General features: G+C 67.8%; 26 protein-coding genes. 7 read left to right on the forward strand and 19 right to left on the reverse strand.

The genetic code is table 11. The features are described 5' to 3' along the window. Window positions 1-14 precede the first annotated feature (14 nt). From BAY15_RS05795 to purM, 3 genes are read right to left on the reverse strand one after another with little or no spacing between them, the layout of a single operon-like run. A complete protein-coding gene (locus BAY15_RS05795; protein WP_068849836.1) occupies window positions 15-452 on the reverse strand; it encodes a hypothetical protein in 438 nt (145 codons plus the stop codon). 9 nt (window positions 453-461) lie between these two features. Continuing rightward, window positions 462-920: a hypothetical protein gene (locus BAY15_RS05800; protein ID WP_068849838.1), complete on the reverse strand. Its 459-nt coding sequence runs from the start codon at window positions 918-920 to the stop codon at window positions 462-464. A gap of 18 nt (window positions 921-938) precedes the next feature. Further along, window positions 939-1,964 carry a phosphoribosylformylglycinamidine cyclo-ligase gene (purM, locus tag BAY15_RS05805; RefSeq protein ID WP_208856136.1) on the reverse strand — a complete coding sequence of 342 codons (1,026 nt, stop codon included), beginning with the start codon at window positions 1,962-1,964 and terminating at the stop codon, window positions 939-941. Window positions 1,965-2,102: 138 nt separating this feature from the next. Between purM and BAY15_RS05810 the strand changes: the two genes are divergently transcribed. Genes BAY15_RS05810 through hda form a run of 3 tightly spaced genes read left to right on the forward strand, consistent with a single transcriptional unit; the run spans window position 2,103 to window position 5,100 of the window. Then, a complete protein-coding gene (locus BAY15_RS05810; protein WP_083214254.1) occupies window positions 2,103-3,227 on the forward strand; it encodes a DUF2066 domain-containing protein in 1,125 nt (374 codons plus the stop codon). Then, entirely contained in the window at window positions 3,224-4,393 is a 1,170-nt protein-coding gene (locus BAY15_RS05815) for an AI-2E family transporter (RefSeq protein ID WP_068849846.1), read from the forward strand. Before BAY15_RS05810 ends, BAY15_RS05815 begins: the two co-directional genes overlap by 4 nt. Beyond that, entirely contained in the window at window positions 4,390-5,100 is a 711-nt protein-coding gene (gene hda / locus BAY15_RS05820; protein ID WP_068849849.1) for a DnaA regulatory inactivator Hda, read from the forward strand. The genes BAY15_RS05815 and hda overlap by 4 nt, the downstream gene beginning before the upstream one ends. Window positions 5,101-5,175: 75 nt before the next feature. Here the strand turns inward: hda and murU are convergent, their stop codons facing one another. The 4 genes from murU to BAY15_RS05840 all read right to left on the reverse strand — a co-directional run bounded on the left by murU (window position 5,176) and on the right by BAY15_RS05840 (window position 8,785). Beyond that, window positions 5,176-5,877, reverse strand: a complete 702-nt coding sequence (gene murU, locus BAY15_RS05825) for an N-acetylmuramate alpha-1-phosphate uridylyltransferase MurU (RefSeq protein WP_068849852.1) — start codon at window positions 5,875-5,877, stop codon at window positions 5,176-5,178. Beyond that, complete coding sequence (locus BAY15_RS05830) at window positions 5,874-6,899, reverse strand: aminoglycoside phosphotransferase family protein (RefSeq protein ID WP_068849855.1); 1,026 nt, start codon at window positions 6,897-6,899, stop codon at window positions 5,874-5,876. Before BAY15_RS05830 ends, murU begins: the two co-directional genes overlap by 4 nt. A gap of 56 nt (window positions 6,900-6,955) precedes the next feature. Next, a complete protein-coding gene (locus BAY15_RS05835; RefSeq protein ID WP_068849858.1) occupies window positions 6,956-7,225 on the reverse strand; it encodes a GlsB/YeaQ/YmgE family stress response membrane protein in 270 nt (89 codons plus the stop codon). A 66-nt stretch (window positions 7,226-7,291) separates the two neighbouring features. Continuing rightward, window positions 7,292-8,785: a M20 family metallopeptidase gene (locus tag BAY15_RS05840; RefSeq protein ID WP_068854570.1), complete on the reverse strand. Its 1,494-nt coding sequence runs from the start codon at window positions 8,783-8,785 to the stop codon at window positions 7,292-7,294. 325 nt (window positions 8,786-9,110) lie between these two features. Here BAY15_RS05840 and BAY15_RS18800 point away from each other — a divergent pair, with 325 nt between their 5' ends. The 4 genes from BAY15_RS18800 to BAY15_RS05855 all read left to right on the forward strand — a co-directional run bounded on the left by BAY15_RS18800 (window position 9,111) and on the right by BAY15_RS05855 (window position 12,085). After that, window positions 9,111-9,314, forward strand: coding sequence for a ComEA family DNA-binding protein (locus BAY15_RS18800; RefSeq protein WP_428999295.1), 204 nt, complete (start codon window positions 9,111-9,113; stop codon window positions 9,312-9,314). A gap of 345 nt (window positions 9,315-9,659) precedes the next feature. Next, on the forward strand, window positions 9,660-10,715 hold the full coding sequence (locus BAY15_RS05845) for a L,D-transpeptidase (protein ID WP_068849861.1): 1,056 nt from the start codon (window positions 9,660-9,662) through the stop codon (window positions 10,713-10,715). 24 nt (window positions 10,716-10,739) lie between these two features. Next, window positions 10,740-11,465 (forward strand): murein L,D-transpeptidase catalytic domain family protein, encoded by a 726-nt coding sequence (locus tag BAY15_RS05850; protein ID WP_068849863.1) that lies wholly within the window; start codon window positions 10,740-10,742, stop codon window positions 11,463-11,465. Between the two features lie 14 nt (window positions 11,466-11,479). After that, window positions 11,480-12,085 carry a HutD/Ves family protein gene (locus BAY15_RS05855; protein WP_068849866.1) on the forward strand — a complete coding sequence of 202 codons (606 nt, stop codon included), beginning with the start codon at window positions 11,480-11,482 and terminating at the stop codon, window positions 12,083-12,085. Here the strand turns inward: BAY15_RS05855 and BAY15_RS05860 are convergent. The 12 genes from BAY15_RS05860 to BAY15_RS05915 all read right to left on the reverse strand — a co-directional run bounded on the left by BAY15_RS05860 (window position 12,079) and on the right by BAY15_RS05915 (window position 24,511). Further along, entirely contained in the window at window positions 12,079-13,689 is a 1,611-nt protein-coding gene (locus BAY15_RS05860; RefSeq protein ID WP_068849869.1) for a sulfite reductase subunit alpha, read from the reverse strand. The two genes, BAY15_RS05855 and BAY15_RS05860, sit on opposite strands and share 7 nt — an antisense overlap. Next, window positions 13,686-14,663: an FAD:protein FMN transferase gene (locus BAY15_RS05865; RefSeq protein ID WP_428999296.1), complete on the reverse strand. Its 978-nt coding sequence runs from the start codon at window positions 14,661-14,663 to the stop codon at window positions 13,686-13,688. Before BAY15_RS05865 ends, BAY15_RS05860 begins: the two co-directional genes overlap by 4 nt. Beyond that, window positions 14,663-15,469, reverse strand: a complete 807-nt coding sequence (locus BAY15_RS05870) for a DUF4198 domain-containing protein (RefSeq protein ID WP_068849875.1) — start codon at window positions 15,467-15,469, stop codon at window positions 14,663-14,665. The genes BAY15_RS05865 and BAY15_RS05870 overlap by 1 nt, the downstream gene beginning before the upstream one ends. 54 nt (window positions 15,470-15,523) lie before the next feature. Continuing rightward, window positions 15,524-16,042: a DUF2271 domain-containing protein gene (locus BAY15_RS05875; RefSeq protein ID WP_068849877.1), complete on the reverse strand. Its 519-nt coding sequence runs from the start codon at window positions 16,040-16,042 to the stop codon at window positions 15,524-15,526. 35 nt (window positions 16,043-16,077) lie between these two features. Continuing rightward, entirely contained in the window at window positions 16,078-16,692 is a 615-nt protein-coding gene (locus BAY15_RS05880; protein WP_099047384.1) for a PepSY-associated TM helix domain-containing protein, read from the reverse strand. 138 nt (window positions 16,693-16,830) lie between these two features. Continuing rightward, a complete protein-coding gene (locus BAY15_RS05885; protein WP_068849878.1) occupies window positions 16,831-19,257 on the reverse strand; it encodes a TonB-dependent receptor domain-containing protein in 2,427 nt (808 codons plus the stop codon). Window positions 19,258-19,405: 148 nt separating this feature from the next. Further along, complete coding sequence (locus tag BAY15_RS05890) at window positions 19,406-19,834, reverse strand: hypothetical protein (RefSeq protein WP_335743686.1); 429 nt, start codon at window positions 19,832-19,834, stop codon at window positions 19,406-19,408. A gap of 94 nt (window positions 19,835-19,928) precedes the next feature. Next, window positions 19,929-20,615 carry a Fe2+-dependent dioxygenase gene (locus BAY15_RS05895; RefSeq protein WP_068849884.1) on the reverse strand — a complete coding sequence of 229 codons (687 nt, stop codon included), beginning with the start codon at window positions 20,613-20,615 and terminating at the stop codon, window positions 19,929-19,931. A gap of 18 nt (window positions 20,616-20,633) precedes the next feature. After that, complete coding sequence (locus tag BAY15_RS05900; RefSeq protein ID WP_083214256.1) at window positions 20,634-22,964, reverse strand: catecholate siderophore receptor Fiu; 2,331 nt, start codon at window positions 22,962-22,964, stop codon at window positions 20,634-20,636. A 143-nt stretch (window positions 22,965-23,107) separates the two neighbouring features. Continuing rightward, window positions 23,108-23,506: a hypothetical protein gene (locus tag BAY15_RS05905; RefSeq protein WP_068849890.1), complete on the reverse strand. Its 399-nt coding sequence runs from the start codon at window positions 23,504-23,506 to the stop codon at window positions 23,108-23,110. Window positions 23,507-23,645: 139 nt separating this feature from the next. Continuing rightward, on the reverse strand, window positions 23,646-23,978 hold the full coding sequence (locus tag BAY15_RS05910; protein ID WP_068849893.1) for a non-heme iron oxygenase ferredoxin subunit: 333 nt from the start codon (window positions 23,976-23,978) through the stop codon (window positions 23,646-23,648). Further along, window positions 23,975-24,511, reverse strand: a complete 537-nt coding sequence (locus BAY15_RS05915; protein WP_068849896.1) for a GNAT family N-acetyltransferase — start codon at window positions 24,509-24,511, stop codon at window positions 23,975-23,977. Before BAY15_RS05915 ends, BAY15_RS05910 begins: the two co-directional genes overlap by 4 nt. Window positions 24,512-24,623: the final 112 nt, after the last annotated feature.

The following is a 24,623-nucleotide window of genomic DNA, read 5'->3' on the forward strand; positions in this document are numbered from 1 at the left end:
GGCACTGCGGTCGCTCATGCCGCGACCGTACCGTCGGAAGCGCTGAAGCTGGCCACCACTTCCGGGCGCATCAGTACGATCAGGGCATACACGCCCAGCGCGATGCCGAGCGCGCCGGCCAGGCAGGCCGCGCCGGCGGCGATCTTGCACAGCTTGTGCGAACGGCGTTCGGCCATGCGCCGCGCGCCGAGTATGTTCAAGGTACCCAGACCGGCGAAGATCGCGCCGGCGCCGACCATGATCGCCGCCAGCAGGGCCGGCTGGGCGTTGGGGTTGGCGCTGTTGCTTTCGCTGATGTAGCCGCCGGCGGCGCCCAGCAGCAGGATCGGCACCAGCAGCAGTTCCAGCACGCCCAGGATGTAGAAGAGGATCTTCAGGGTATGCAGGTGCGAGGCGACCTGATGCGGTGTCCAGCCGCGCGGGAAGTTCAGCGGCGGGGGTGTGGAAGACATCGGCAGGCCTCAGGCGTGGGCAGTGGGGGAAGCGTCGAAGGCGGCCTTGACCGCCGGCCGCAACAGCACGATCAGGGTGAACACGCCCAGCACCGTGCCCAGCGGCATCAACATGCACGACAAGGCGGCCACGACCAGGCACAGCGTATGCCGCTGCTGGCGGGCCAGGCAGCGCCCGGCATACGCCATGAAGCCGGCCAGGGTCAGCCCGCACAGGATCAGCACCGAGCCGATCACGATGAACAGCCAGCCGAACAGCCGGGTCTCATCAGGCGACGCCGCCCCGCCATTGCTTTCAATGGGCATAGCGCCGCTCAGCGCAGCGATGCCGATGCCCACATGGATCAGCGGAAACAGCGAGAACAGCGCGGTCAGGCCGGCCACGACGTAATGGAAGATCGACAGCAATCGCAGGTGCGAGGCGTCTTCCAGTGACAGCGCAGGGGCGGGAGGGAGCGGTGCGTCCATGCAGGTCTCCTTGGCCGGTCAGCCGATCCGCACGCGTTCGGCGCCGTCGGCCGTGGTGACCTTGCCGATGGTCCACTGCGCCAGGCCCTGGGCCTCGACGGCGGCGGTCACGCTGGCCACCTGGTCCGCGGCGACGATCAGCACGAAGCCGATGCCGCAGTTGAAGGTGCGCCACATTTCGCTGTCGGCCACCGCGCCTTCCTTCTGCAGCCACTGGAACACCGGCGGCAGGGTCCAGGACGAGGCGTCGATGTCCAGGCCCAGGCCGTCGGGCACCACGCGGATGATGTTCTCGGTCAGCCCGCCACCGGTGATGTGGGCCATGCCGTGGATGGCCGCGCCATGGGTCTTGAGCAGGGCCAGGATCGGCTTCACGTACAGGCGGGTCGGCGCCATCAGCGCATCGACCAGCTTGACCCCGCCTTCCAGTTCCAGGTCGGCCGGCTGGCCGGCACGGTCATAGATGCGGCGCACCAGCGAGTAGCCGTTGGAATGCGGGCCGGACGAGGCGATGCCGATGAGCACGTCGCCCTCAGCGACGCTGGCGCCGTCCTTCAGCTCGCTCTTTTCCACGCCGGCCACGGTGAAGCCGGCCAGGTCGTACTCACCCGGGGCATACATGTCGGGCATTTCCGCGGTTTCGCCGCCGATCAGCGCGCAGCCGGCCTCGGTGCAGCCGTTGGCGATGCCGCCCACGACCGCCGCGGCGGTGTCGATGTCCAGCTTGCCGGTGGCGAAGTAGTCCAGGAAGAACAGCGGCTCGGCGCCCTGCACCAGCACGTCGTTCACGCACATGGCGACCAGGTCGATGCCGATCGTGTCGTGGCGGCCCAGCTGTTGTGCCAGCTTCAGCTTCGTGCCAACGCCATCCGTACCCGACACCAGCACCGGCTCGCGGTACTTGCTGGAGAGGTCGAACAGCGCCCCGAACCCGCCCAGGCCACCCATCACCTCGGGCCGGAAGCTGCGCTTCACCAGCGGTTTGATGCGCTCGACCAGTTCATTGCCCGCGTCGATGTCGACGCCGGCGTCGCGGTAGGTCAGGGGGGAGGGGTTGGACGGGGAATTGGTCACGGGCGTCGGCGCTGCGCTGGGGTGAAAGCGGGATTTTAACAGGCCACGTTGGCGCGCAGGCCCTATTCGGGCAACAATTCCCCCCGGATACGCTCAATGGAAGTCCTGATGCGCCGCAGCCTCTTTGTAATGATGTTCCTCGCGCTGTGCCTGCCGGTGGCCACGATGGCCCAGAGCGGCCTGCGTACCGAAGGCGACGTGGCCACGGCCAGCGGGGCCTACGAGGCCGAAGTGCCGGTCAACAGCCAAGGCGAGTCCGACCGCAACGGGGCCCTGGCCCGCGCGCTGGGCAACGTGCTGACCAAGCTGTCGGGCGACCGCAGCGTGCTCTCCCGCCCGGGCGTGATGCAGGCCCTGCGCGATGCGAAGAACTACGTGGCCAGCTATGACTACCGCCAGGACCAGAGCACCTCGGCCAGCGGCGCCCCCAGCTACCGCACCATGCTGGTGGCCCGGTTCCGCCAGGACGACGTGGACGGGCTGATTTCCGCGCTGGGCCTGCCGCTGTGGCCGCAGCCGCGGCCCAAGCCGGTGATCTGGCTGGCCATCGATGACGGCTCCGGCCCGCGGTTGGTCACGGTGCAGCAGGCCAATGCGGCCCGCCCGTTGCTGAACCGGGCCATCGAGCGCGGCTTCAAGCTCGGCCTGCCCACCGGCAGCGCCGCCGAGCAGGCCGTGGTCGGCGCGATCTGGCGCCAGGACACCGCGGCCGTGGCCCGTGCCTCCTCGCGCTACGCCCCGCCGATGCAGCTGGTCGGCAAGCTCTACCGCGACAGCACCGGCGGTTGGGTCGCGGACTGGGTGTTCGTGGACGGCGGCAAGGAACTGAACAAGTGGACGGTCAAGGACAGCGACGCCCGTCGCGCGATGTCCAGCGGCGCCGACGGCGCGGCTGACGCGCTGGTCAAGCGCTACGCCAAGGCCGGTGCCGCCACCGGCGCGGCCGGCACCTACACCATCGCCGTGACCGGGGTGGACAGCGCCGAGGACTACATGCGCCTGGCTGCCGGCCTGCGCGAGAACCCGGTGGTGCGCAACATCACCCCGCTGCGCGCCTCGGGCAACCGCCTGGAGCTGTCGCTGGAGATGACCGCCGGCCTGGCCGGGCTGAACCGCATGCTGGGCGAGAACGGCGTGATCGTGCCGCTGGCCCCGCTGCCCGTGCCGATCGATGAAGACGCGGCCCCGGGCACCCCGCCGCCGCCCGCCAGCAACGAGTACCGCCTGCGATGATCCTCACCCCGGAAGCCGAGATCGCGCAGTTCCTGCGCCGCGTCAAGTACATCCTGTTCGCGCTGGCGGTGGGTTGGGTGGTGTGGCTGCTGGCCCCGATCCTGACCCCGTTCGTGCTTGCCCTGGCGCTGGCCTGGCTGGGCGACCCGCTGGTGGACCGCATCGAGGCCAACGGCCGCTCGCGCAACACCGGCGTGGTGCTGGTGTTCGTGGCGATGGTGCTGGTGATCACCGCCGCGCTGCTGATCCTGGTGCCGATGATCGAACGCCAGATTTCCACCCTGATCGCGGCCATTCCGCAGGCCCAGCAGTGGCTGATGGAGAAGGGCATTCCGTGGTTCGAGCAGAAGACCGGCATGGAAATCATGCCGTGGCTGGAACCGGACCGGCTGATCGAATGGGTGCGCAGCCATTGGGAACAGGCCGGCGGCTTCGCCAAGACCTTCTTTGGCTACGTGTCGCGCTCCGGCTTTGCGATGGTGACCTGGGTGGTCAACATCCTGCTGCTGCCGATCCTGGCGTTCTATTTCCTGCGCGACTGGGACAAGCTGGTCGAGCGGGTGGCCTCGACCATTCCGCGCAACCATGTGGGCACCATCAGCAAGCTGGCGCGTGAATCCAACGAAGTGCTGGGCGCGTTCATCCGCGGCCAGTTCCTGGTGATGGTCGCGCTGGGTCTGATCTACGCCATCGGCCTGTCGCTGGTGGGCCTGAAGCTGGGCCTGTTGATCGGCCTGATCGCCGGCCTGATCAGCTTCATTCCGTACCTGGGCGCCACCACCGGCATCGTCATGGCGGTGCTGGCCGCGCTGGTCCAGGCGCAGGGCTTCGACCTGAAGCTGCTGATCCTGGTCGGCGTGGTGTTCACCGTGGGCCAGCTGCTGGAAAGCTACGTGCTCACCCCGCGCATCGTGGGCGACAAGATCGGCCTGCACCCGGTGGCGGTGATCTTCGCAGTGATGGCCGGTGGCCAGCTGTTCGGCTTCCTGGGCATGCTGCTGGCGCTGCCGGTGGCGGCGGTGAGCAACGTGCTGCTGCGCTATGCGCACCTGCGCTATCGCGAGAGCGAACTGTATGCCGGCGAGAAGACCGCGATCGTGCTTGATTCGTACATCGACAAGCCGACCCTGATCGTCGATGCGCCGAAGGGCCCGGACCTGAAGTGAGCGTAGTGCCGCAGCTGCCGCTTGCCCTGCGCTACCCGCAGGACGAGCGACTGGAAACCTTCATCGGCGCGCCCGATGGTGCGCTGGCGCAGCTGCGCGCCATTGCCGTGGGCGACGACCCGCATTGGGTGTACCTGGAAGGGGCGGCGGGCACCGGCAAGACCCACCAGGCGCTTGCGATGTGCTCGCTGGCCGAACAGGCCGGGCGCCAGCCGACCTACCTGCCGCTGAAGGCGGTGGTGGGGCGCACCCGCGCTGCGCTGGAATCGCTGGAAGGCCGCGACCTGGTGGCGCTGGATGGGCTGGATGCGGTGGCCGGCAACCGCGACGACGAAGTGGCGCTGTTCGATTTCCATAACCGCGCGCGCAGTGCGGGCATCACCTTGATGTACACCGCGCAGCACGCGCCGGACCAGCTGGGCCTGGTGCTGCCGGACCTGCGCTCGCGCCTGCAGCAGTGCGTGCGCGTGGTACTGCAGCCGCTGGATGACGAAGGCCGCGCGGCCGTGCTGCGTGAGCGTGCGGCGCGGCGGGGGTTGTCGATTGATGAGGCGGCCATCGAGTGGCTGCTGACCCGCACCGGGCGCGAGCTGGGCAGCCTGGTGAGCCTGTTGGACTGGCTGGACCGGGAGTCGCTGGCCGCGCAGCGGCGCATTACCGTGCCGTTTCTACGGCAGGTGGTGGAAGAAGGGTCGCACCGGTTGTGATGACGCGCGGCTTCGGCCGTGGTCATGCGTTTGTCGCACCGATGGGCGGTATCGGCGGTTGATCGGAATCCAACCCTACCGCAGGGTTGCGTCCAGATCTGCCAGGCGTTCTGGTGTGCCTACGTCGGTCCATTTTCCGCGATGATGCTGCCCGGTTACCCGGCCGTTTGCCATCGCGTGGCGCATCAGCGGGGCCAGGCCGAACTGCGGCGGGTTCGCTGAGGAGCCCTCCGTCGCGCCGATGACCTTGCGCCATCCGTCGAGAATCGAAGGCCGGTACACGCCAACGCCGGCGTACGTCAGCCGTGGTGCATCGCCTTCATCATTGACCGTGCCATCCGCGCGCAGGATGAAATCCCCGCGCGGGTGTTGCATAGGGTTGTCGACCAGCACCAGGTGCGCATCGCCCTTTGGTTGCCGTGGCAACGTGGCGACATCCACATCGGTCCACACATCGCCGTTGATCACCAGGAACGGCGCATCGCCCAGCAGTGGCAGCGCATTGAGGATGCCGCCACCGGTCTCCAGCGGCACCGCGCCTTCATCGATGAAATGCAGGCGCAGGCCCCACCGATCCCCATTGCCCAGCGCGGGTTCGAACTGGTCGCCCAGCCACGAGGTGTTGATCACCACCTCGCTGAAACCGGCCGCCGCCAACCGCTCCAGGTGCCACACGATCAGCGGTTTGCCGCCTGCCACCAGCAACGGCTTGGGCGTGGTGAGCGTGAGCGGGCGCATGCGCTCGCCCTTGCCGGCGCTGAAGATGATCGCCTTCATGCGCGGCTGGAGACCGGCAATGCCAGCGCGGCCATCGCCGGCTTGATCCGTTCCTGCAGCAGGGTGTTCAACCCGGCGAGTTCCGGATGGCGCGGCAGCACTTCATCCAGGTAGCGGATGAAACGCGGCGCGTCGGCGAAATAGTGGCCCTTGCCGTCGCGGTCGCGCAGGCGTACGAACAGGCCCAGTATCTTCAGGTGGCGCTGCACGCCCATCCAGTCGGCATCGCGCAGGAACTGCGGCCACGGCCGCACTGGCAAGCCTGCCGCCAGCGCCTGCGCGTGGTAGCGCGCCAGCCAGGCATCCACGCGCGCCAGCGGCCAGCTCAGAAACGCATCCTTGAACAGGCTCACCGGGTCGTAGGCAATCGGTCCACGTACCAGGTCCTGGAAATCCAGCACGGCCGGGCCGGGTTCGGTCGGCATCAGGTTGCGCGGCATGAAGTCGCGGTGGGTGAGCACCTGCGGCTGCTGCAGCGCGTTGTCCATCAGCCGGCGATGCGCCAGTTGCAGCGTTTCAAGCTCACCGCAGTCCAGCTGCAGGCCCAGGTGGCGCTGCAGGAACCATTCGTCGAACAGCCCGGCATCGCGCTGCAGCAGGGCCTCGCCGAACGACCCCATGCCCTCGGGAACGGGAATCTGCTGCAGGCGGATCAGCTGCGCGAAGGCGGCATCGAACCATACGTCGGCATTGGCGTCATCGATGTGCCGGGCCAGGGTCGGGCCGCCGAGGTCTTCCAGCAGCAGGAAGCCCTGTTCCTCGTCGCGGGCCAGTACGCGCGGTACGCGCACGCCGTTGGGTTCCAGCAGGTCATGCATGCGCAGCCACGGGCGTACATCCTCCAGCCCGGGCGGCGAATCCATCACGACGTGGCTGCCGTGCACGCTGGTGGCGCGCCAGTAGCTGCGGAAGCCGGCGTCCACCGACGCCCGGTCCAGGTGCAGGTCGGGGTCGCCCAGCGCGGCGCAGGTCCACTGCCGGCGAAGCTCGGCGCGCAGCGGGTCGGAAGCAGGATCGTTCATGGACAGGTACGTCGAAGCGGCGCCCTGCGGCGCTCGGGAAGAAGGGGGGAGTGCGTTCAGCGCTTGCTGCTGAACAGGCGGAGCAGGGCCAGTACCGCAATGGCGCCCAGGATCGCGCCGATGAAGCCGGCCGGTTCGCCGCGCGCATACCAGCCCATGTACTGGCCGAACCAGCCGGCCACCAGTGCGCCGACGATGCCCAGCACGATGGTCAGCAGGCAGCCCATGCGGTTGTTGCCGGGCATCACGAAGCGCCCGAGCAGGCCGACCACGAAGCCGACCAGGATGATGTAGAGCCAGCTGGTGCTGCCGAACAGACCATTCATTGCGCTGTTTCCCGCAGAAGATTGACGCAGCCTACCAAGGGCAGGCTGCGTCCGTCATCGTCGCTGTCAGCAGCAGCCGTGGCCGCCGTGGCGGGTGCCGCTGTCGGCGGCCACCGGCGAACCGCTGGTTTCACCGCGCAGGCTGGCCGCGTAGTGCTCGCTGATCACCTTGGACACGCACGAGGTGACGCGCTTGCCCATCGGGATGTGCAGGAACTCGTTCGGGCCGTGCGCGTTGGAATGCGGGCCGAGCACGCCGGTGATCATGAACTGCGCGCCGGGGAACTTCTCGCCCAGCATGCCCATGAACGGAATCGAGCCGCCTTCGCCCATGTACATCGCCGGCTTGCCGAAGAAGGTCTGGCTGGCCTCGTCGATCGCCTGGGTCAGCCACGGCGCCATCGCCGGAGCGTTCCAGCCCGAGGAAGCCTTTTCCAGGTCCAGCTTCACTTCCGCGCCGTTCGGCGGGTCGCGCAGCAGGGCTTCCTTCAGCAGTTCACCGCAGGCCTTGCCGTCGGCGGTCGGCGGCAGGCGCAGCGACAGCTTCACCGCGGTATGCGGGCGCAGCACGTTGCCGGCCGAGGCCAACGGCGGCATGCCGTCCACGCCGGTCACCGACAGCGCCGGGCGCCAGGTGCGGTTGAGCACCAGTTCGGTGAGGTCGTCGTTCATCGGCTTGAGGCCGGCGACCATCGGGAATTTCTCGAAGATCTCGGTATCCACCACTTCGGCAGCGCGCTTGGCCTGGGCCTGGCGCTCTTCCGGAATCTCCACGTGCATGCCGTCGAGCAGGATGCGGCCGGTCTTCTCGTCTTCGATGCGCGACAGCAGCTGGCGCAGCAGGCGGAAGCTGGACGGCACCACGCCGGAGGCATCGCCCGAATGCACGCCTTCGTTGAGCACCTTCACCGAGAAGTTGCCGCCGGTCAGGCCGCGCAGCGAGGTGGTGCACCACAGCTGGTCGTAGTTGGCGCAGCCCGAATCCAGGCACACCACCAGCGACGGCTTGCCGATGCGGTCGGCCAGGTGGTCCACGTAGGCCGGCAGGTCGTAGCTGCCCGATTCCTCACAGGCTTCGATCAGCACCACGCAGCGCGCGTGCGGCAGGTTCTGTTCCTGCAGCGCCAGCACCGCAGCCAGCGAGCCGAAGATGGCGTAGCCGTCATCGGCGCCGCCGCGGCCGTACAGCTTGTCGCCGCGCAGCACCGGCACCCACGGGCCGAGGTCGTCGTCCCAGCCGGTCATTTCCGGCTGCTTGTCCAGGTGGCCGTACAGCAGCACGGTGTCGTCGCCGGTTTCGGCGCCGGTGGCGGGAATTTCCAGCAGCAGCAGCGGCGTGCGGCCTTCCAGGCGCACCACTTCGACCTTCAGGCCCGGCAGCTTCTGCGCCTTGGCCCAGGTTTCCATCAGGGTGACGGCCTGCTCCATGTAGCCGTTCTCGACCCAATTGGCGTCGAACATCGGCGATTTGTTGGGAATGCGGATGTATTCGACCAATTGCGGAACGATCTCGCTGTCCCACTTTTCACTGACGAATTGGCCGAGCTTGGCGCTGTCCATCTGGTACTCCGAATGCATGTGGCTGATCCCGCCATTCTACGCCTGAGCAGGGGGTAGGGATTTCCCTACACCACGTCAGGTATTTAGCTGGCTGTGTGAAGGTGATGTGGACGATAGGCTGTGTGTATGTGGCGAGGGACACTGACTGCTCCGACGGGATGCCGGCAGCGGTCGGTCCGACGTCACAGGGAGCTACACGGTGGGGCCTTGGTTTTCGTGGAAGGCGCTTGCGCTGGCACTGCTGTTGACCGGAACCGCTTCGGCGGCCGACCGCATCAACATCAATACGGCAGATGCGTCGACGCTGCAGCAGGGATTGACGAACGTGGGGCCCCAAAAGGCCCAGGCGATCGTGGCGTACCGGCGACAACACGGACCTTTCCTCCGGGTCGAGGACCTGGCACGGGTGAAAGGGATAGGGACAGCAACGGTCGAACGGAATCGACGACGGATGACGGTGGGGGCCATGGCGGCGCCCACGGTGGCACCGCCCAGGAGGGCAGTGCCGGCACCCGTACCAAGGCGCTGACACAACGGGATGGGTCGCGACCGGCATGACGCCGGTCACGGTAGCCAGGCAGGAGCCGGCCACCTCGACAGCCGCAGGGACGGGGCACGCAGGGACGCAGCGCGGAGGGATTGGCGCGGATCCACCAGGACGGTGGCATCCATACCCGGGAAGGGGAGGGATGGCGGAACAACATACGGCCGAGTGCATGGAGCATGGCCGGCACCCACACTGGGCAGGACGCACAGGGGGAAGGCGGGATGCCGACAAGGACGTGACGATTGCCCGGTCCGCACAGGGATGTGTGACCGGGCAATTTCTTTTCTGGGGGTGTAGCGTCACCCTCAAATCCCCGGGATCTTTTTCATGGCACCACGCCGCACGCTGCTCACCTTCGGACTTGCTTCGCTGCTGGCCACCGCTGTATTTCCTGCGCTGGCCGCCACTCCACCTGCACCCGCAGCAACCCAGGCGGAGCCGGGCCCCACCGATCTCAAGCCCGGCCAGTTCCTCTGGCACCCGGAAATCTCGCCGGCGGGGCCGATCGTGCTGGTGGTCAGCCTGGATGAGCAGCGCGCCTACGTGTACCGCAACGGCATCGCCATCGGCCTGAGCACGATCAGCTCGGGCAAGGCCGGGCATGAAACGCCGACCGGGGTGTTCACCATCCTGCAGAAGGACAAGGACCACAAATCCAACCTCTACAACAGCGCGCCCATGCCCTACATGCAGCGGCTGACCTGGGACGGCATCGCGCTGCACGGTGGCAACCTGCCCGGGCATCCCGCGTCGCACGGCTGCGTACGCCTGCCCCAGGCCTTTGCGCAGAAGCTGTTCGGCGAAACCAAGCGTGGCGATACCGTGGTGGTGGCCGACGCCAAGAGCGCGCCGATGACGCTGGCCTACCCGGCGGTGCTGGCCCCGGTGAACAGCGTGGGCAAGAACCTGCTGGAAACCACCGGTGCGCCGGACCAGTATTGGAATGACAGCGCCGCACCCTCGGGCCAGGTGGGCATCCTGGTCAGCCTGCACGACCAGCGCCTGTACGTGCTGCGCGACGGCGTGCTGATCGGCGAATCGCGGCTGGAAGCCAAGGCGCTGCCGGCGTTCGAGGGCACCACCCTGTTCGTGATGCAGGACGGCTATTCGGATGCCGCCAGCCCGCTGGATGCAACCCGGAAGCTGCACAAGTGGACCGCCTACCCGCTGCTGGGGCAGAGCGCCGGCAATGCCAGCCCGGACCTGCTGGCCACGCCCAGCCTGCCCATGGCGTTGCCGCCGTCCTTCGCCGCGCAGCTGTACAAGGTGCTGGTGCCGGGCACCACGCTGCTGGTGACCAGCCTGCCGGCCGTTCGCCCGGTGGCGGATGAACAGAACCTGCAGCCGGTCTTGGAATCCGACGCGGGCGGGGCCACCTTGTAGGGAGGCCCCGCCGGTACCGCGTCGATGCGTTTCTTTCCCGTTCTGATTGCCACCGTTGCCCTGTGCGGGCTGGCGCTGACCGCGCCGGCAGGCAGCGCCCGTGCGGCGACCACGCCCCCGCCCCGCACGCTGCCGCCGGCCCAGCTGGCCGACATGCTGGCGCGCGCGGCGCCCAATGCGGACCGCAAGGTGCTGCAGCTGGCCGCCAACGCGATGACCTGCGCCCTGCGCCGGCCGGAGCTGGGCGTGGATCCGGGCCGCTTGAGCGTGATTGATTACTCGCGCCCGTCCACCGAACAGCGCATGTGGGTGTTCGACCTGGCCCACCAGAAGCTGCTGTTCGAGGAGTGGGTCGCCCATGGCCGCAATAGCGGCGGCAACGCCACCGAACGCTTCTCCAACCGCGATGGCAGTTTCATGTCCAGCCTGGGCGCGTTCACCGCCAAGGAAACCTACATGGGCGGCAATGGCTATTCGCTGCGCCTGGAAGGTCTGGAGCCGGGCTTCAACGACAAGGCGCGCGACCGCGCCATCGTCATCCACGGTGCTCCGTACGTGAACCCCACCATCGCCCGGCTGCAGGGCCGGCTCGGCCGCAGCCTGGGCTGCCCGGCGGTACGCCTGACCGTGGCGCGGCCGCTGATCGACAGCCTGCGCGGTGGGGCGATGGTGTTCGCCTACTACCCGGACAAGGAGTGGCTGGCGCGCTCGCAGCTGCTGGAAGCGGACTGCGGCGGCAAGCCCGGCTGAGGCACAATGGCGGCATGTCGACCGCCACCGCATTGAGCGCTGCCACGCGCGTCATTCCCAGCTTTGAATACCGCCGCGAACGCTGGCGGAATGGTCTTGGCTGGACCCGTGAAATCCTGCGCGTGCCCGATAGCGAAGAGTGGCTGGTACGTTTGTCGATTGCCGAGATCGAACAGGATGCGGCGTTCTCGTCGTTCCACGGCATCGACCGCGAACTGGTCCTGCTGCGCGGCGAAGGGCTGCGCCTGCGCTTTGCCGATGGCGCGCTGCATACGCTGCTGCCACCCCACGATCGCCTGCGCTTTGCCGGCGAAGCGGAGGTCCATGGCGAGCTGGTGGATGGGCTCACCCATGATTTCAACCTGATGTGGCGGCGTGACCAGGTCGATGCCGAACTGCTGCACCGCCCGCTGGTGGGCAGCATGTTCTTCTTCACCGAGCCGGGCACGGCGTGGGCGATCCACCTGTTGGCGGGGCAGGCGGAGTTCGAGGGCGAGCCGGAACTGCCGCCGCTGCAGCAGGGCGACACCGCGTGGCTGGCGGCAGGGCCGCATAGGCGCTACGCATTGTGCGGTGGCGGTGAGCTGCTCGCCATCCGCCTGGACCAGCGCGGTCAATAAACGTCGCGGCGGTAGCGGCCGGCGACGATCAGGGCTTCCTTGCCTTCGCGGCCCAGCGCCTGTTCGATCACCGCGTCCACTGCCGGGGCCATGCCCTGCAGGCTGCCGCAGACCAGGATCGTGGCGCCGTCGCGGACCCACTGGCGCAGGGTGTCCAGCTGCGCGAGCAGGCGGTCCTGCACGTAACGGTGCTCGCCGCCGTCGCGGCTGAACACCGTATCCAGCCGCGCGATCATGCCGTCACGTTGCCAGCGCTGCAGGTCTTCCTTGAAGTAGAAATCGTGCGCGGCGGTACGCTCGCCGAACAGCAGCCAGTTGCGCCCGGCGCCAAGGTCCACCCGTGCACGCAGGTGCGCGCGCAGCCCGGCAATGCCGGTGCCGTTGCCGATCAGGATCAGCGGTGTGTCCGGCGCGGGTGCGTGGAAATTCGGGTTGCCGCGGAAGCGCAGGTTGATGCGCCCACCCAGCGCCGCGTGATCGCACAGCCAGCCGCTGCCCAGCCCCGGCGTGCCATCCGGGCGCAGCAGCCGCCGCAACAGCAGCAGCACGTGGCCTTCGCCCGGCATGCTGGCAATGGAGTATTCGCGGTGCGGCAACGGCTTGAGCGTGGCTACCAGTGCCGTGTCATCGGCCGGCACCGCATCGGGCAGCACCGGCAGGTGCGAGCGCGCCAGCCAATCGCGCAGTGGCTGCCCCTCGACCATCGCCGCGCCATCGCGTGCATGCGTGGCCAGCCAGGCATCGACCTCGACCGGACTGTGCTGCGGACCAATCTCCGCCACATCACCGGCCTGCCACGCCGGCAGCACGCCAGCGGCCGGCACCAGGCTCACCCGCCACGTCGCCGCGCCGGGGCTACCGGGGTTTTCCTGGCGGCGCGACTGCAGCTGCCAGGGCTGGTACTGCGCCGGCGCCCAGTCGGGCAGCTCGGTGGCGTTCCCGCCCAGCTGGCCCAGCAGCTGCTGCCAGTGGCGCAGGGCGGCCGGGTCGGCGTTGTCCACTTCCACCGTGTCGAACAGGGGATGCGCGCCGTGCTGGCGCAGCCACGCATCGAGCTGGTGGCCGAACGCGCAGAAGTGCCCGTAGCTGCGGTCGCCCAGTGCCAGCACACCGTAGTGCAACTGCGGCAGTGCCATGTCCTGCGGCATCACGCGGCGCAGGAAGGGCAGGGTGTGGTCGGGTGGATCGCCTTCGCCGGTGGTGCTGGCGATCAGCAGCACCCGGGTGGTCTGCTGCAGCAATGCGGCGTCCACCTGGTGCAGGCCGCGCACGCGCACCGGTACCCCGGCCGCGCGCAGGACCTCGGCGCTGCGCTCGCATAGCTGCTGGGCGAACCCGGTCTGGCTGGCCCAGACCAGCAGCGTCGGTGCTTCGCCGGCGGCGCTGCCAACATCGTCGCGGGCTCGGCCGCGCCACCACAGCAGCGCGCACAGCGCCGCGTAGGCTGTGAGGGTGCCTGCCGCCCAACGCCAGTGCGAGGCCAGTGGCGCGGCCAACCACCAGTCTTCCTGCAGATGCAGGCGCAACAGCAACCACGCCAGTACGGCCAGCAGGGCGACCACCAGTACATTGCCCACTACCGCGCGCGACGGGCTGCCTTTCATGCAGCGGCATCCTGTTCAGTGAGCAGCGCGGTGAACGCCGTGCTCAAGTGTTCTTCGATGCCCTGCGCAGTGCGGGTGATGAAGCGTGCGGCGAGCGCGTTGGCATTGGCGAACGCAAGCCCTTGCTGGGCGCCCATCACCGTCAACGCGGTGGCCCATCCATCGGCGTGCATGGCGTGCTGGGCGACCACGGTCACCGCGGCCGCCGTGCGGCTGACCGGCGCGCCCGCGCGTGGATCCAGCGTATGGCTGTAGTGCGTGCCATCCTCGACGAATTGGTGCCAGCGATCACCGGAAGTAGCAACGGCCAGATCGTCCAACGCCAGCACGCGCGGCGGATGCGCGAGTTCTGCTTCTTCTTCGGGACCTGCTTCGACCAGGACCCGCCACGGCTGCCCATCGGGCTTGCGCCCATAGCCGTGCAGCTCGCCGCCCACTTCCACCAGTGCCGCCGCAATGCCCTCGCCGCGCAGCCAACGGCTCACCAGGTCCACTGCAAAGCCCTTGGCGATGGCCGAAAGATCCAGCTCCAGTCCACCCGGCTGCAGCAGGCGGCCATGCTGCCAGTGCAGCCGCTGCCAACCGCAGCGTGCCTGCGTGGCCGCCAGCCGGGCAGCATCGGGAACGCGTTGGGCGTGTGCGTGCGCACCGAACCCCCACAGCGCGACCAGCGGGCCGACGGTGGGATCGAACGCCCCTTCGCTGCGCCGGGCGATATCGAGCGCGCAGTCGATCACCTCGGCGAACAGGCCGGGCAGCGGCAGCGACGTGCCGGCCGCTGCGCGGTTGAACGCGGCGATGTCGCTGGCCGCTTCCCAGGTGCTCATCTGCGCGACCACCGCATCCAGCTGCGCCTGGATGCCCGCATGCAGCGGGTGCAGATCGCGGCCGGGCGTGGTGGTCAGTTTGACCTGCCAGGTGGTGCCCATGGTGTGGCCACCAAGGCTGGCGATGTCGTGCAGGGTGGACATGATTACAGCGGCAGCACTTCCAGCGTGGCGACGTAGTTCAGGCGGCGGGTCTTGGCCTGCTTGAGCGTGGTCTTCTTGTCTTCGCTGCTGGTTTCCAGCCAGTACATGCCGGCTTCGGGCCAGGTGACCGAGAACTCGCCCTTCTTGTCGCTGGTGACCTTGATCTCTTCCTGGGCGTTGCGGTAGCGCGTGCCGCCACGGGTGATCTCGAAGGCCAGGCCGGCGCGCGGCTTGCCGTCGACCAGCACGCGGAACCTCGCTTCTTCGCCGGCGGCCAGGTCGTTGGGGTGGCCCACGGCGACCAGCTCGATGCCCGACTTGGTCGGCGCCAGCGCGGTGCTGTTCGGGGTGCCGTTGGTGACGAAGGTTTCGATGCGGTTGACCGACTGGCTTACCTGCAGCTTCTTGGCCTTCTTCGGCACTTCAGTGGCGAAGGTCGCCACGGTGCCGCGCCAGCGCTTGGGCTTGCCGTCTTCCTCCCAGCTGGCCGACAGGCCGTTGTTGACCGAGGCCAGGCGGTAGGTGCCCTGCTGGGTCAGCTCGACATCGAACACGCTGCGGAACTTGCCGGTGGAGGCGTTCTGCGGCTGCACGGTGCTGCCGTCCGGTGCGGTGATGACCAGGCTTTCCAGGCGCAGCGGCACGTGGTTGAAGTAGAACAGGTCGTTGGACACCGCCGCATCGACGGTGATCCACGGATGGTCACCGGCGATCACGGTCTGCGAGGGCTGCAGCCAGGCCTTGTGGGCCAGGGCGGAGAACGGAAGGGCGGCGGCCAGGGCGGCGGCTAGGACGAGCGAGCGCTTCATCAACAACTCCATGTACAGGTTAAGGGTGCCCTCGACGGGGAGGGCAGTGGAACATCAGGGCTTGGACGACAGCGTGACCAGGCCCAGCTCGGTGCTGCCCTGGGCTTTGCCGGTCTGCGGCGCGGTGGCCGGCCAGGTGAAGGGAATCTTGACCAGCTCGCGGCCGCCGACTTCGCGCACCGCTTCCACCACCAACGTGTAGTTGCCCGGTGCCAGCGCCTTCAGCGCCGGCTGCCTGTCGGTGAACGACAGCGCGTGGGTGCCGGCCGGCTTGGTCGGCCCGGTCACGCCGTCCACCGGCACCTTCAGCTCGCGGCCGCTCTTGCGCCACCACTGGCGCAGGTCGGGCAGCCACTTGGTGCCGTGGCCTTCGCTGTTGCCGGTCTGCTGGTACCAGACCGCCAGGTTGGCGGCGACCTTCTGGTCGGCTCCTTCCAGCCACACCGCCACATACGGGCGGTGGTACTCGGCCACGTTGAGCTTGGGCACCTCGACGTTGATGTCCAGGGTGGTGGCATAGGCCGGCGAGGTGGCCAGCAGGCCGCTCAGGGCGATGGTGAGGGTGACGCGCATGGGGGCGGCTCCGGGAAGGGGAAGGGCGAAGGAAGTCAGTGGATCAGGATCAGGGCAATCAGCAGCGGCACCATCAGGCCCAGGCCGACCAACGGCCAGGTCATGCGGCGCTGGCGGGCATGCAGGTGCAGCAGGAACAGGCCGGTGATGCAGAACACCAGGCAGGCCACGGCGAACACATCCAGGAACCAGCCCCAGGCCGGGCCGGCATTGCGGCCCTTGTGCAGGTCGTTGAAGTAGGACACCCAGCCGCGTGAGGTGGCTTCGTATTCCACCGCGCCGCTTTCGCGGTCGATGCTCAACCAGGCGTCGCCGCCGGGGCTGGGCATGGAGAGATAGATTTCCTCGGCGGACCATTCGGCCGGGCGACGGCCGATGGAAATGCCCAGTTCGCGGTCCAGCCAGCGCACGGCCGGGCGCGGCACCGGGGCGTTGCCGTCGGTGCGGTCGCCGAGCTGCCCCAGCAGCTCGGCCGGCAGTTCCAGCTGGCGGTTCACCACCTGCGGCGTCGCCTCGATCTTCGCCGCATGGTTCAGCGTGATTCCCGTGGCGGCGAACAGCAGCATGCCGATCAGGCACACCGCCGAGCTGATCCAGTGCCACTGGTGCAGGGTGCGCAGCCAGAAGCCACGGCTTTGCTGTTGCTGCACGGCAGAGGGGGGCGAAGAGGCGGCCACGGTCACAAAGAAGAGGGCGAATACCGAATTACACCATTGATGAGAATGGTTCGCAATTATTGGCTGCCATGCCCCCCAAAGCGCCCGGAATTCAGACCGGGCGCGCACCGGTCAGAACTTCGCGTTCAACGAAATCCAGTAACTCCGGCGCTGGTCCTTCGTCGCGTAATCATCCACGCAGTTGTACTCACTGTCGCTGATCAGCACGCACGACTGCGAGACGAAGTCCTTGTCGAACAGGTTGTTCACCCGCGCGTTTACCGTCAGCCACTCGTTGATGTTCCAACTGCCACCCAGGTGGAAGATGGTGTAATCGTCGTAGTACCGCACCTGCGACGAACTCACCCCGCCCACGTTGCTCACCAGCGTGTCCCGATAGCGGTCATACCGCCCCTCACCGATCAGCGACAGGCTCACCGCCTCACTGACCTGCCAGTTCAGGCTGGCATTGGCCATGTGCTTGGCGGGATTGCCGGCGATCGGTTGGCCGTTCGCGGCGCCGCTGGTCTGCTCGGACTTCGTATACGTGTAGTTGCCGCGCAGCTGCAGGTTCTGCAGCAGGTCCACGTGCGCCGCCGCTTCAATGCCCCGCGTTTCAGCCGTATCGATGTTCACGCTCTGGCTGAAGGTGCTGTAGCCCAGCGCCGCCCAGCCCGGGCCCACGTCCACGCAGTAGCCGCCGCCGACCGGTGCCACTTCGCAGTTCGGGAAGGTGCCGCCGCTGGCGATCTTGTCGTCGAACTTGTTGAGGAAACCGGTGACGTTGAAGCCCCAGCGCTCGCCCTCGTAGTACGAGGCGATTTCATAGTTGGTGCTGGTTTCGGGCTGCAGGTTGGGCGAACCCACCAGCGGCAGCACGCCCTGGCCGCCGAACCCGGTGACGCCGGGGAACAGCTGGTCCGGGCGCGGGGTCTTGTAGCCGGTGCTCACGCCACCCTTGAAGGTCCAAGCGTCGCTGGCGTTCCACACCAGGTAGGCGCGCGGGCTGACGTGGCTGCCGAAGATGTTGTGGTCGTCATAACGCACGCCCAAGGTGGCGGTGAGCGCGTCGGTGAGTGCCCAGTTGTCCTCGGCGAACACCGACCACATGCGGTGCTTCTGCTTGACGTTGTCGCGGTAGCCGGCGCCGTCCATGCCGAACACGCCGTCGATCATGTCGGTGTCGGTGTACTGGCCGCCCAAGGTCAGCTTGTGCGCGTCGAAACTCATGTCCAGCATGGTGTCGAGCACGTAGCCTTCCAGCTCCATGGTGCGCAGCGGGCGTGGCAGGAATGCTTCCAGGCGTGCCATCTCGGAGGGGTTCAGCGCGGCGAGACCGTTACGGGCGCCGGCGGCGCAGTTGTTGGCCGCGCCGGTGCGGCGGCACACGTCGTTCCACAGCGTCTGCAGGTCGGCGCGTTCGTCCAGGGTCAGCGGCAGCGAACGCCCCAGGTTGTTGCTTCTGGTCTGGGTCAGCGTGGTCTGCAAGGTGCCGAATGCGTAGCGGCCCTGGTGGGTCAGTGCCAGCTGGTCGCGCTCATAGCGCTGGTAGGCGGTATAGCCCACGCGCGGTTGCACCACGCGGCGGGTGACCGTGCCGTTGCCGTTCGGGTTGGGGATGGTGGCATTGCCGACTCGCCACAGGCTGGCCAAGCTGTCCAGGGTGCCGGTCTGGCCCTCGCTGTTGTCGTACTTCTGGCGCGAGACGTCGTAGTCCAGCGACAGGTCGTGGTCGTCGTTGATCGACCAGCTCAGGCGCACGCCGGTGTTCCAGTTGTTGTTGGCCACCGCCTTGCCACCACCGCCGAAGCCGATGCTGCGTTCCCACAGCGTGCCGTCGGGCAGGGTCAGTGCTTCCCATTCCGGGTTGGAGGCCTTGGCATCGTAGTAACTCCCGCGCACGGCTACGTCCAACCGTTCCTTCACCAGCGGGCCGGTCAGGTACACGTCGGTGGTGCGTGCATCGCCGAACTGGTCGTCCTGCTGCACGGTGAAGCCCTGGGTGACCGAGCCGTGCCAGCTGTCCTGGTTGCGCCGGGTGATGATGTTGATGACGCCGCCCATGGCATCGGAGCCGTACAGCGTGGACATCGGGCCACGCACCACTTCAATGCGCTCGATCGCATCCAGCGGCGGCAGGTAGGCGAACTGGCCGCCGCCGAAGTTGTTCGGGTACAGCTGGCCCACATTGCTCTGGCGGCGGCCGTCGATCAGCACCAGCGTGTACTCGGACGGCATGCCGCGCATGGAGATGGTGGCGCGGCCGTTCTTGTCGGTGGTTTCCATGCCCACGTCGATGCCTTCCACGTCGCGCAGCGCATCCACCAGGCTGGTGTACGGGCGCTTGGCCAGTTCCTCGCGGCTGACCACGCTGATGCTGGCCGGGGCGTCGGTGATCTTCTGTTCGAAGCCCGAGGCGGTAACCACCACCTGGTCCAGGGTCTTGGGGTCGCCCGCGACATCGCCGGCGGCGAAGGCGGGGGCGCTGAGCGCGCCCAACAGGGCAACGCTCAACGAGCAGCGGGACAGGGACGTGCGACGACGATGGCGCTGGGCCATGGGAAGTACCTCGAAAAGGATGCGAACGCGGGAACGCCGTGGCCGGCGGCCGCAGCGCAATCGAAAAATCGTCAGGGGGCCTGCAGTGCAGGCAGCAGCGGCGCTCGGCGGCGGTCGTGCAGGCGCAGCGACGCGGACGCGGGCGGGATCAGCCCTGCGGGGGCGCCTGGCCGCGCTGGACGCGCAACCCGGGGGCCGCCGGAAGCGGTGTTGCCGGGGCGGAATCGATGGTGGGGACGACCTGCGGCGGCAGCTCGGCCAGGGTGGCCATCAGGGCATCCAGCGACTCGGTCAGCGGCGGCTGGGGCAGGCGCGGCGGCGTGGCCGCCGGGCGCGCACTGGCCATCCGGCGTGGCTTGGCCGGGGCTTCTTCCTGCAGGCGATTCTCGCCGCCGGGACGTTCTTCGGCGGGCTGCTGCAGCACCAGCGCGGCGGTGCCGGGCAGGCGCTGTTCCAGCAGCGGCAGCGTGCCCAGCAGCATCGAGAGCAGGGCCAGCCACGCCAACACCGTCGCCAACGCCGGGCGCTGCCCGCGCATGGCGGGGGCAAAGCTGCGATGGCGGTGGGGGTGGCGCAAGGTGATATCCCTGTCGGAGCACGCCAGCAGGTCTGGCGCCGCGGGGATTGTAGAGAGCGGTTGTAACAAACGCAAATGGGAATGATTTACAGCGTCAGGTCTCGCTCCAGCGACGCAGCAGGTTGTGATACACCCCGGTCAACTGCAGCACCGCCCCCGGATCGCCGCCGGTCACGCACAGCGTCTCGATCGCGCCATCCATCTCCAGCAGCATCCGCCGTGCGCCATCGTCGCGGACCATGCTCTGTACCCAGAAGAACGACGCCAGCCGTGCTCCCTGCGTGACCGGGTTGACCTTGTGCAGGCTGCTGGACGGGTACAGCACCAGGTCGCCGGCAGGCAGTTTCACCTCATGCTCGCCGTAGGTATCACTGATGACCAGTTCGCCCCCTTCGTAGTCCTCCGGCGCATTGAGGAACAACGTGCATGACACGTCCGAGCGCAGGTGGCTGCGCACGCCTTGGCTGTCGGTGATCATTACCGCGCCATCCACATGGAAGCCATATTCGCCACCGCCCTGGTAGCGGTTGAAACGCGGCGGCAGGATGCGCAGCGGCAGTGCGGCGGCGAAGAACAGCGGGTGCCGTTCCAGCGCCGCCAGCACGATCCTGCCCAGCTCGGCCTTCAGCGGTGAGGCGTCAGGCAACTGCTGGTTGCGCTTGACCTGCGCGCCCTGCACGCCCACGGTCTCGCGGCCGTCGGCCCAGTCTGCCGCGGCAAGCGCGCGCTGCAGGTGGGCCAGTTCGTCGGCGGTGAGGACATCGGGAACGTGCAGGAGCATGGCAGGGTCCTTGGTGGATCAGAAGCGGAAGTCCGCGCTGAACAGCACGCTGCGCGGGGCGCCCGGGGTGTAACGGTAGCCGCTCTTGTTGATCGCGGCCACATAGTCCTTGTCGAACAGGTTGTAGGCGTTCAAGCGCAGCACCAGGTGCTCGTTGATTTCATACGAAGCCACTGCGTCGTACACCGTGTACGACTTGGTGAACGCCGGCGTGCCCACCGCGCCATCGGTACCGCGGTGCATGCGGCCGGCGTAACGCACGCCACCGCCCACGGTCAGGCCGAACGGGAAGGTGTAGCTGGTCCAGCTGGTGAAGGTCGCGCCCGGGGTGTAGGTCAGGTTACGGGTGCCGTCGGCGGCCACGTTGGCGCCTTCCTCGACTTCGGTATCCAGGTGGCTGTAGCCGGCCGACACCGACCAGTTGTCGGTGATGCGGCCCACCGTGGACACCTCGATGCCCTGCACCGACTTCTTGCCGGTCTGGGTCGGGTTGCCGGCATCGTCGAGCACCTGGGTGTTGATCTCGTTGCTGACTTCGGTCTTGAACAGCGCGACGTTGAAGGCCAGTGCATCGTCGAGGAAGGCCCACTTGGTGCCCACTTCAAGCGTCTTGGCCTTCTGCGGGTCCAGGCTGGGGTTGTCGGCGCTGCTGGCCGAGCTGCTCAGCTGGAAGTTGCTGCCGCCCGGGGGCTGCTGGGACAGCGCGTAGTTGCCGTACAGGCTGACGATGTCGCCGACCTTGTACACGGCGCCCAGCTTCCAGTTGAGCAGGGTGTCGGAATGCTCCAGCGACGGATTGGGAATCACCGTGCCCACCGGGTTGCTGCCGCACGCCGGGCCACGCCCGCCGCACACCACCGCGCTCTGGTACTCGGTCTTGTAATGGTCCGCACGCAGGCCAGCGGTGACCAGGAAGCTGTCGGTGAAGTTCAGCGTATCGAACAGGTACACCGACGAGGTGGTGGTCTTGCCACGGCTGTCGGCGCCGTTGTGTGCCCAGGTCAGGCCGGTGGCGTTCCAGTCCGGGTTGTACAGGTTGGCCGGCGACCAGGTGGTGCCGTTGGTGGCGGCCTGCCCGAAGCTCTTGAGCTCTTCGCGGGTGAACTCCACGCCGGTGCTCAGGTTGTGCACGATGGCACCGGTGCTGACGTCCGCGCGCAGGTTGAGCTGGTCGGTGAGGATGGTGTTCTGCTGGTCCTTGAAGGTCGGCAGGCTGCGCGCGATGGTGTAGGTATCCAGGTTGTTGCGGTCGGTGTAGCGGATGTTGCCGGTCGGCGCACCGTTGGCGCCGCGCGTGCCGGTGCCCATGAAGGCGGTGAGCATGTAGTCCTGGTCGGTACGGCCCCAACGGGCGGTGTTGGTCAGGCGCACGCTGTCGTTGAAGTCATGCTCGATGCGGAAGGTGGCCATCTTCGCGGTCACGTCGTCATGGTCGGCGCGGGTGCCGTAGAAGTTCTCCGGGTTCACCGGATGCCCAGCCAGCGGTTCCAGCGTGGGCTGCGGGGTCCAGCCGGGCAGGCCCAGGGTCGGCACGCCGCCGTCGGGCACGTTCTGCTGGTCCACATAGAGCAGGTTGAGGATGTAGCGGGTATTGGTGCCCAGCCCGAACGCCAGCGACGGCGCGATGCCCCAGCGCGAGTTGTTCACGTGGTCGCGGCCGGGCTGGTCGCTGTCCTGCCACATGGCATTCAGGCGCAGCGCGCTGGTGGCGCCAAGGGACTGGTTCCAGTCGGCCGACGCGCGCTGCTGGCTGTCGCTACCGACCGACACGGTGCCGCTCACCGCGTCATGCAGGTTGGCCTGCTTGCTCACCATGTTGATCGAACCGGTGGGCGCGGAGCGACCGTTGTCGGTGCCGGCCGGGCCCTTGGAGACCTCCACCTGCTCGGTGTTGAACACATCGCGCGAGATCGAGCCGACATCGCGCACGCCGTCCACGAAGATGCTGCTGGAGGTATCGAACCCACGCATGAAGATGCTGTCGCCGGTGTTGGTGTTGCCGTTCTCGCCGACGTAGAACGTACCCACGCCCGGGCTGTTGCGCAGCGCATCGGTCAGCGTGGTCGCGCCCTGCTGGGTGAACAGGTCGCGGCTGATGATCTGGATGGTCTGCGGCGTGTCCTGCAGGGACTGGGTGAACTTGGGCGATGCGACCTTGTCGACCTTGAAGCCGCGGGCGGCCTGCACCTGCACCTGGTCCAGCGTGCGCGGGGAGTCACTGGCCGACTCGGCCTGGGCGGCCACCGGCAGCATGGCCAGGCTGAGGCCGGTGACGAGGCTGGCGGTGGCCAGGCTGGCGGCACTGCGGGCGGGGGAGGAATGCTTGCGGCTCTTGATCATGGTGGTGATGGACCTGGAAACGGGAAGAGGAATGCCATCGAGCGCGCACGGGTGGGGCGCGCACGCAGGGGGCATGGACGGTCGAGCGAAAGAGAGGCGATGTGCAGGGGGCGTTGGGCGCCCTGCGTGGCGGGGTGCCTGGGCAGCAGCGGTCAGGCGCGCGCGGGCGGCGCCTGCGACAGATGCGAACGCAGTGGGCGCGATCGGATGGCCGGCATGGTCCATGCGGCGGGTGACGCTGCGGTGCGCGTGCCTGCCATGCACGACGGAAGCGACGTGGAACGTTCGGCAGGGTCGGGGCGGCCGTTCTCCGCTTCCTTTTCGGCTGCGGCGCAGGCGTGGACGGCGACCGGGGCGCGGTCAGGTGCAGGTACGCCGGACAGCTGCAGCGATTCGCCAGCGACCATCGCGGCCACCGTTCCGGCGCGATCCATCGAACCCGCCGAACTGCCCAGCCCACCCACCACGGCCAGCAGGCAGAACAGCACCGCCGCAGTCAGCAGCAGTGGGGTCCAGCAGCGGTTGGCGGTAGCATCACTGGCGGCAGCCATGAGGCGGTAGTCGGTCAGGCCGGGAAGGCGAATACCGATAAATTAACAGAAACGATAATGATTCGCATCCGCCGCCCTGCGGCGGGCATCACAGAACCGGCCAGGGGCCGATTCAAGTTTTCTATCGACTCGCTGAGACTCAGTCGCGGTCGTCGCGGGTCCAGACCCCGTCGAACTCGCGCTTTACCGGAAACTTCGGCACCGCCGTATAGGCCGGGGCACACAGGGCACGGCCATCGCGCACGTCAAAGCGCGCACTGTGCAGCACGCACTCGATGCTGCCTTCCTCGGTATCGAACGTGCCCGAGGACAGCTCGAATTCCTCGTGGGTGCACTGGTCTTCCAGGGCGAACAGCTCCCCGTCCAGGTTGAACACCACGATCGGCGTGCCGGTAACCTCGTCGAAGGTGCTCTTCATCTCGCCCGGCAGCAGTTCGGCCGTGGCGCAGACGAAGGTCCAGGTCTCGCTCATGCGAGGGCCGCCAGTGGCTTTTCCAGGATCTCGAAGCGCAGGTCGTCGCGCTTGGGAATGCCGAAGCGCTCATCCCCGTACGGGAACGGTTTCTTGATGCCGGTGCGCTGGTAGCCACGGCGCTCGTAGAAGGCGATCAGCTCATCGCGGATGTCGATCACCGTCATCTGCATCACCGGCACGCCCCATTCGCGCGCGGCGTGGGCTTCGGCCGCGTCCATCACCTGCTTGCCGATGCCGCCGCCCTGCTGGGCCGGGTCCACCGAAAACATGCCGAAGTAGCCCTTGCCGTGGTCGTCGGCCACATGCGCGCAGGCCAGCAGTTGGCCGTCGCGTTCGGCCAGCAGGACGGTGCTGCGCGGGCGCTCGATATCGGCTTGAAGGCCGGTTGCGTCAATGCGCGCGCCGTCCAGCATGTCCGCTTCGGTGGTCCAGCCGGCGCGGCTGGCGTCGCCGCGGTAGGCCGAGGTGACCAGGGTGATGAGGGCGGGGATGTCGGCCAGCGTGGCCGCACGGAAGGTCAGGGTGCTCATGCCGTCATTCTAGAGCGGGGCGCCGGTGGCGGGTAGCAGTGGCGCTGCCTATGTAATGCCGCTTTTTGATAGGAACGGTGCGTTGGCCGTGCGAATCGGGCACTGGCAGGAT

Origin of the sequence: Stenotrophomonas rhizophila, from assembly GCF_001704155.1 — a bacterium.
Taxonomy (GTDB): Bacteria; Pseudomonadota; Gammaproteobacteria; order Xanthomonadales; family Xanthomonadaceae; genus Stenotrophomonas; species Stenotrophomonas rhizophila_A.

Bases quoted from the DNA above. Each gene is read 5' to 3' on its own strand.
- BAY15_RS05795 (WP_068849836.1), bottom strand. From the start codon at position 452: ATGTCTTCCACACCCCCGCCGCTGAACTTCCCGCGCGGCTGGACACCG.
- BAY15_RS05870 (WP_068849875.1), bottom strand. From the start codon at position 15,469: ATGAAGCGCTCGCTCGTCCTAGCCGCCGCCCTGGCCGCCGCCCTTCCG.
- BAY15_RS05810 (WP_083214254.1), top strand. From the start codon at position 2,103: ATGCGCCGCAGCCTCTTTGTAATGATGTTCCTCGCGCTGTGCCTGCCG.
- BAY15_RS05910 (WP_068849893.1), bottom strand. From the start codon at position 23,978: ATGAGCGAGACCTGGACCTTCGTCTGCGCCACGGCCGAACTGCTGCCG.
- BAY15_RS05835 (WP_068849858.1), bottom strand. From the start codon at position 7,225: ATGAATGGTCTGTTCGGCAGCACCAGCTGGCTCTACATCATCCTGGTC.
- BAY15_RS05895 (WP_068849884.1), bottom strand. From the start codon at position 20,615: ATGCTCCTGCACGTTCCCGATGTCCTCACCGCCGACGAACTGGCCCAC.
- murU (WP_068849852.1), bottom strand. From the start codon at position 5,877: ATGAAGGCGATCATCTTCAGCGCCGGCAAGGGCGAGCGCATGCGCCCG.
- BAY15_RS05815 (WP_068849846.1), top strand. From the start codon at position 3,224: ATGATCCTCACCCCGGAAGCCGAGATCGCGCAGTTCCTGCGCCGCGTC.
- BAY15_RS05850 (WP_068849863.1), top strand. From the start codon at position 10,740: ATGCGTTTCTTTCCCGTTCTGATTGCCACCGTTGCCCTGTGCGGGCTG.
- BAY15_RS05840 (WP_068854570.1), bottom strand. From the start codon at position 8,785: ATGGACAGCGCCAAGCTCGGCCAATTCGTCAGTGAAAAGTGGGACAGC.
- BAY15_RS05915 (WP_068849896.1), bottom strand. From the start codon at position 24,511: ATGAGCACCCTGACCTTCCGTGCGGCCACGCTGGCCGACATCCCCGCC.
- BAY15_RS05855 (WP_068849866.1), top strand. From the start codon at position 11,480: ATGTCGACCGCCACCGCATTGAGCGCTGCCACGCGCGTCATTCCCAGC.
- BAY15_RS05845 (WP_068849861.1), top strand. From the start codon at position 9,660: ATGGCACCACGCCGCACGCTGCTCACCTTCGGACTTGCTTCGCTGCTG.
- BAY15_RS05875 (WP_068849877.1), bottom strand. From the start codon at position 16,042: ATGCGCGTCACCCTCACCATCGCCCTGAGCGGCCTGCTGGCCACCTCG.
- BAY15_RS05905 (WP_068849890.1), bottom strand. From the start codon at position 23,506: ATGGCTGCCGCCAGTGATGCTACCGCCAACCGCTGCTGGACCCCACTG.
- BAY15_RS05800 (WP_068849838.1), bottom strand. From the start codon at position 920: ATGGACGCACCGCTCCCTCCCGCCCCTGCGCTGTCACTGGAAGACGCC.
- BAY15_RS05885 (WP_068849878.1), bottom strand. From the start codon at position 19,257: ATGGCCCAGCGCCATCGTCGTCGCACGTCCCTGTCCCGCTGCTCGTTG.
- BAY15_RS05860 (WP_068849869.1), bottom strand. From the start codon at position 13,689: ATGAAAGGCAGCCCGTCGCGCGCGGTAGTGGGCAATGTACTGGTGGTC.
- BAY15_RS05830 (WP_068849855.1), bottom strand. From the start codon at position 6,899: ATGAACGATCCTGCTTCCGACCCGCTGCGCGCCGAGCTTCGCCGGCAG.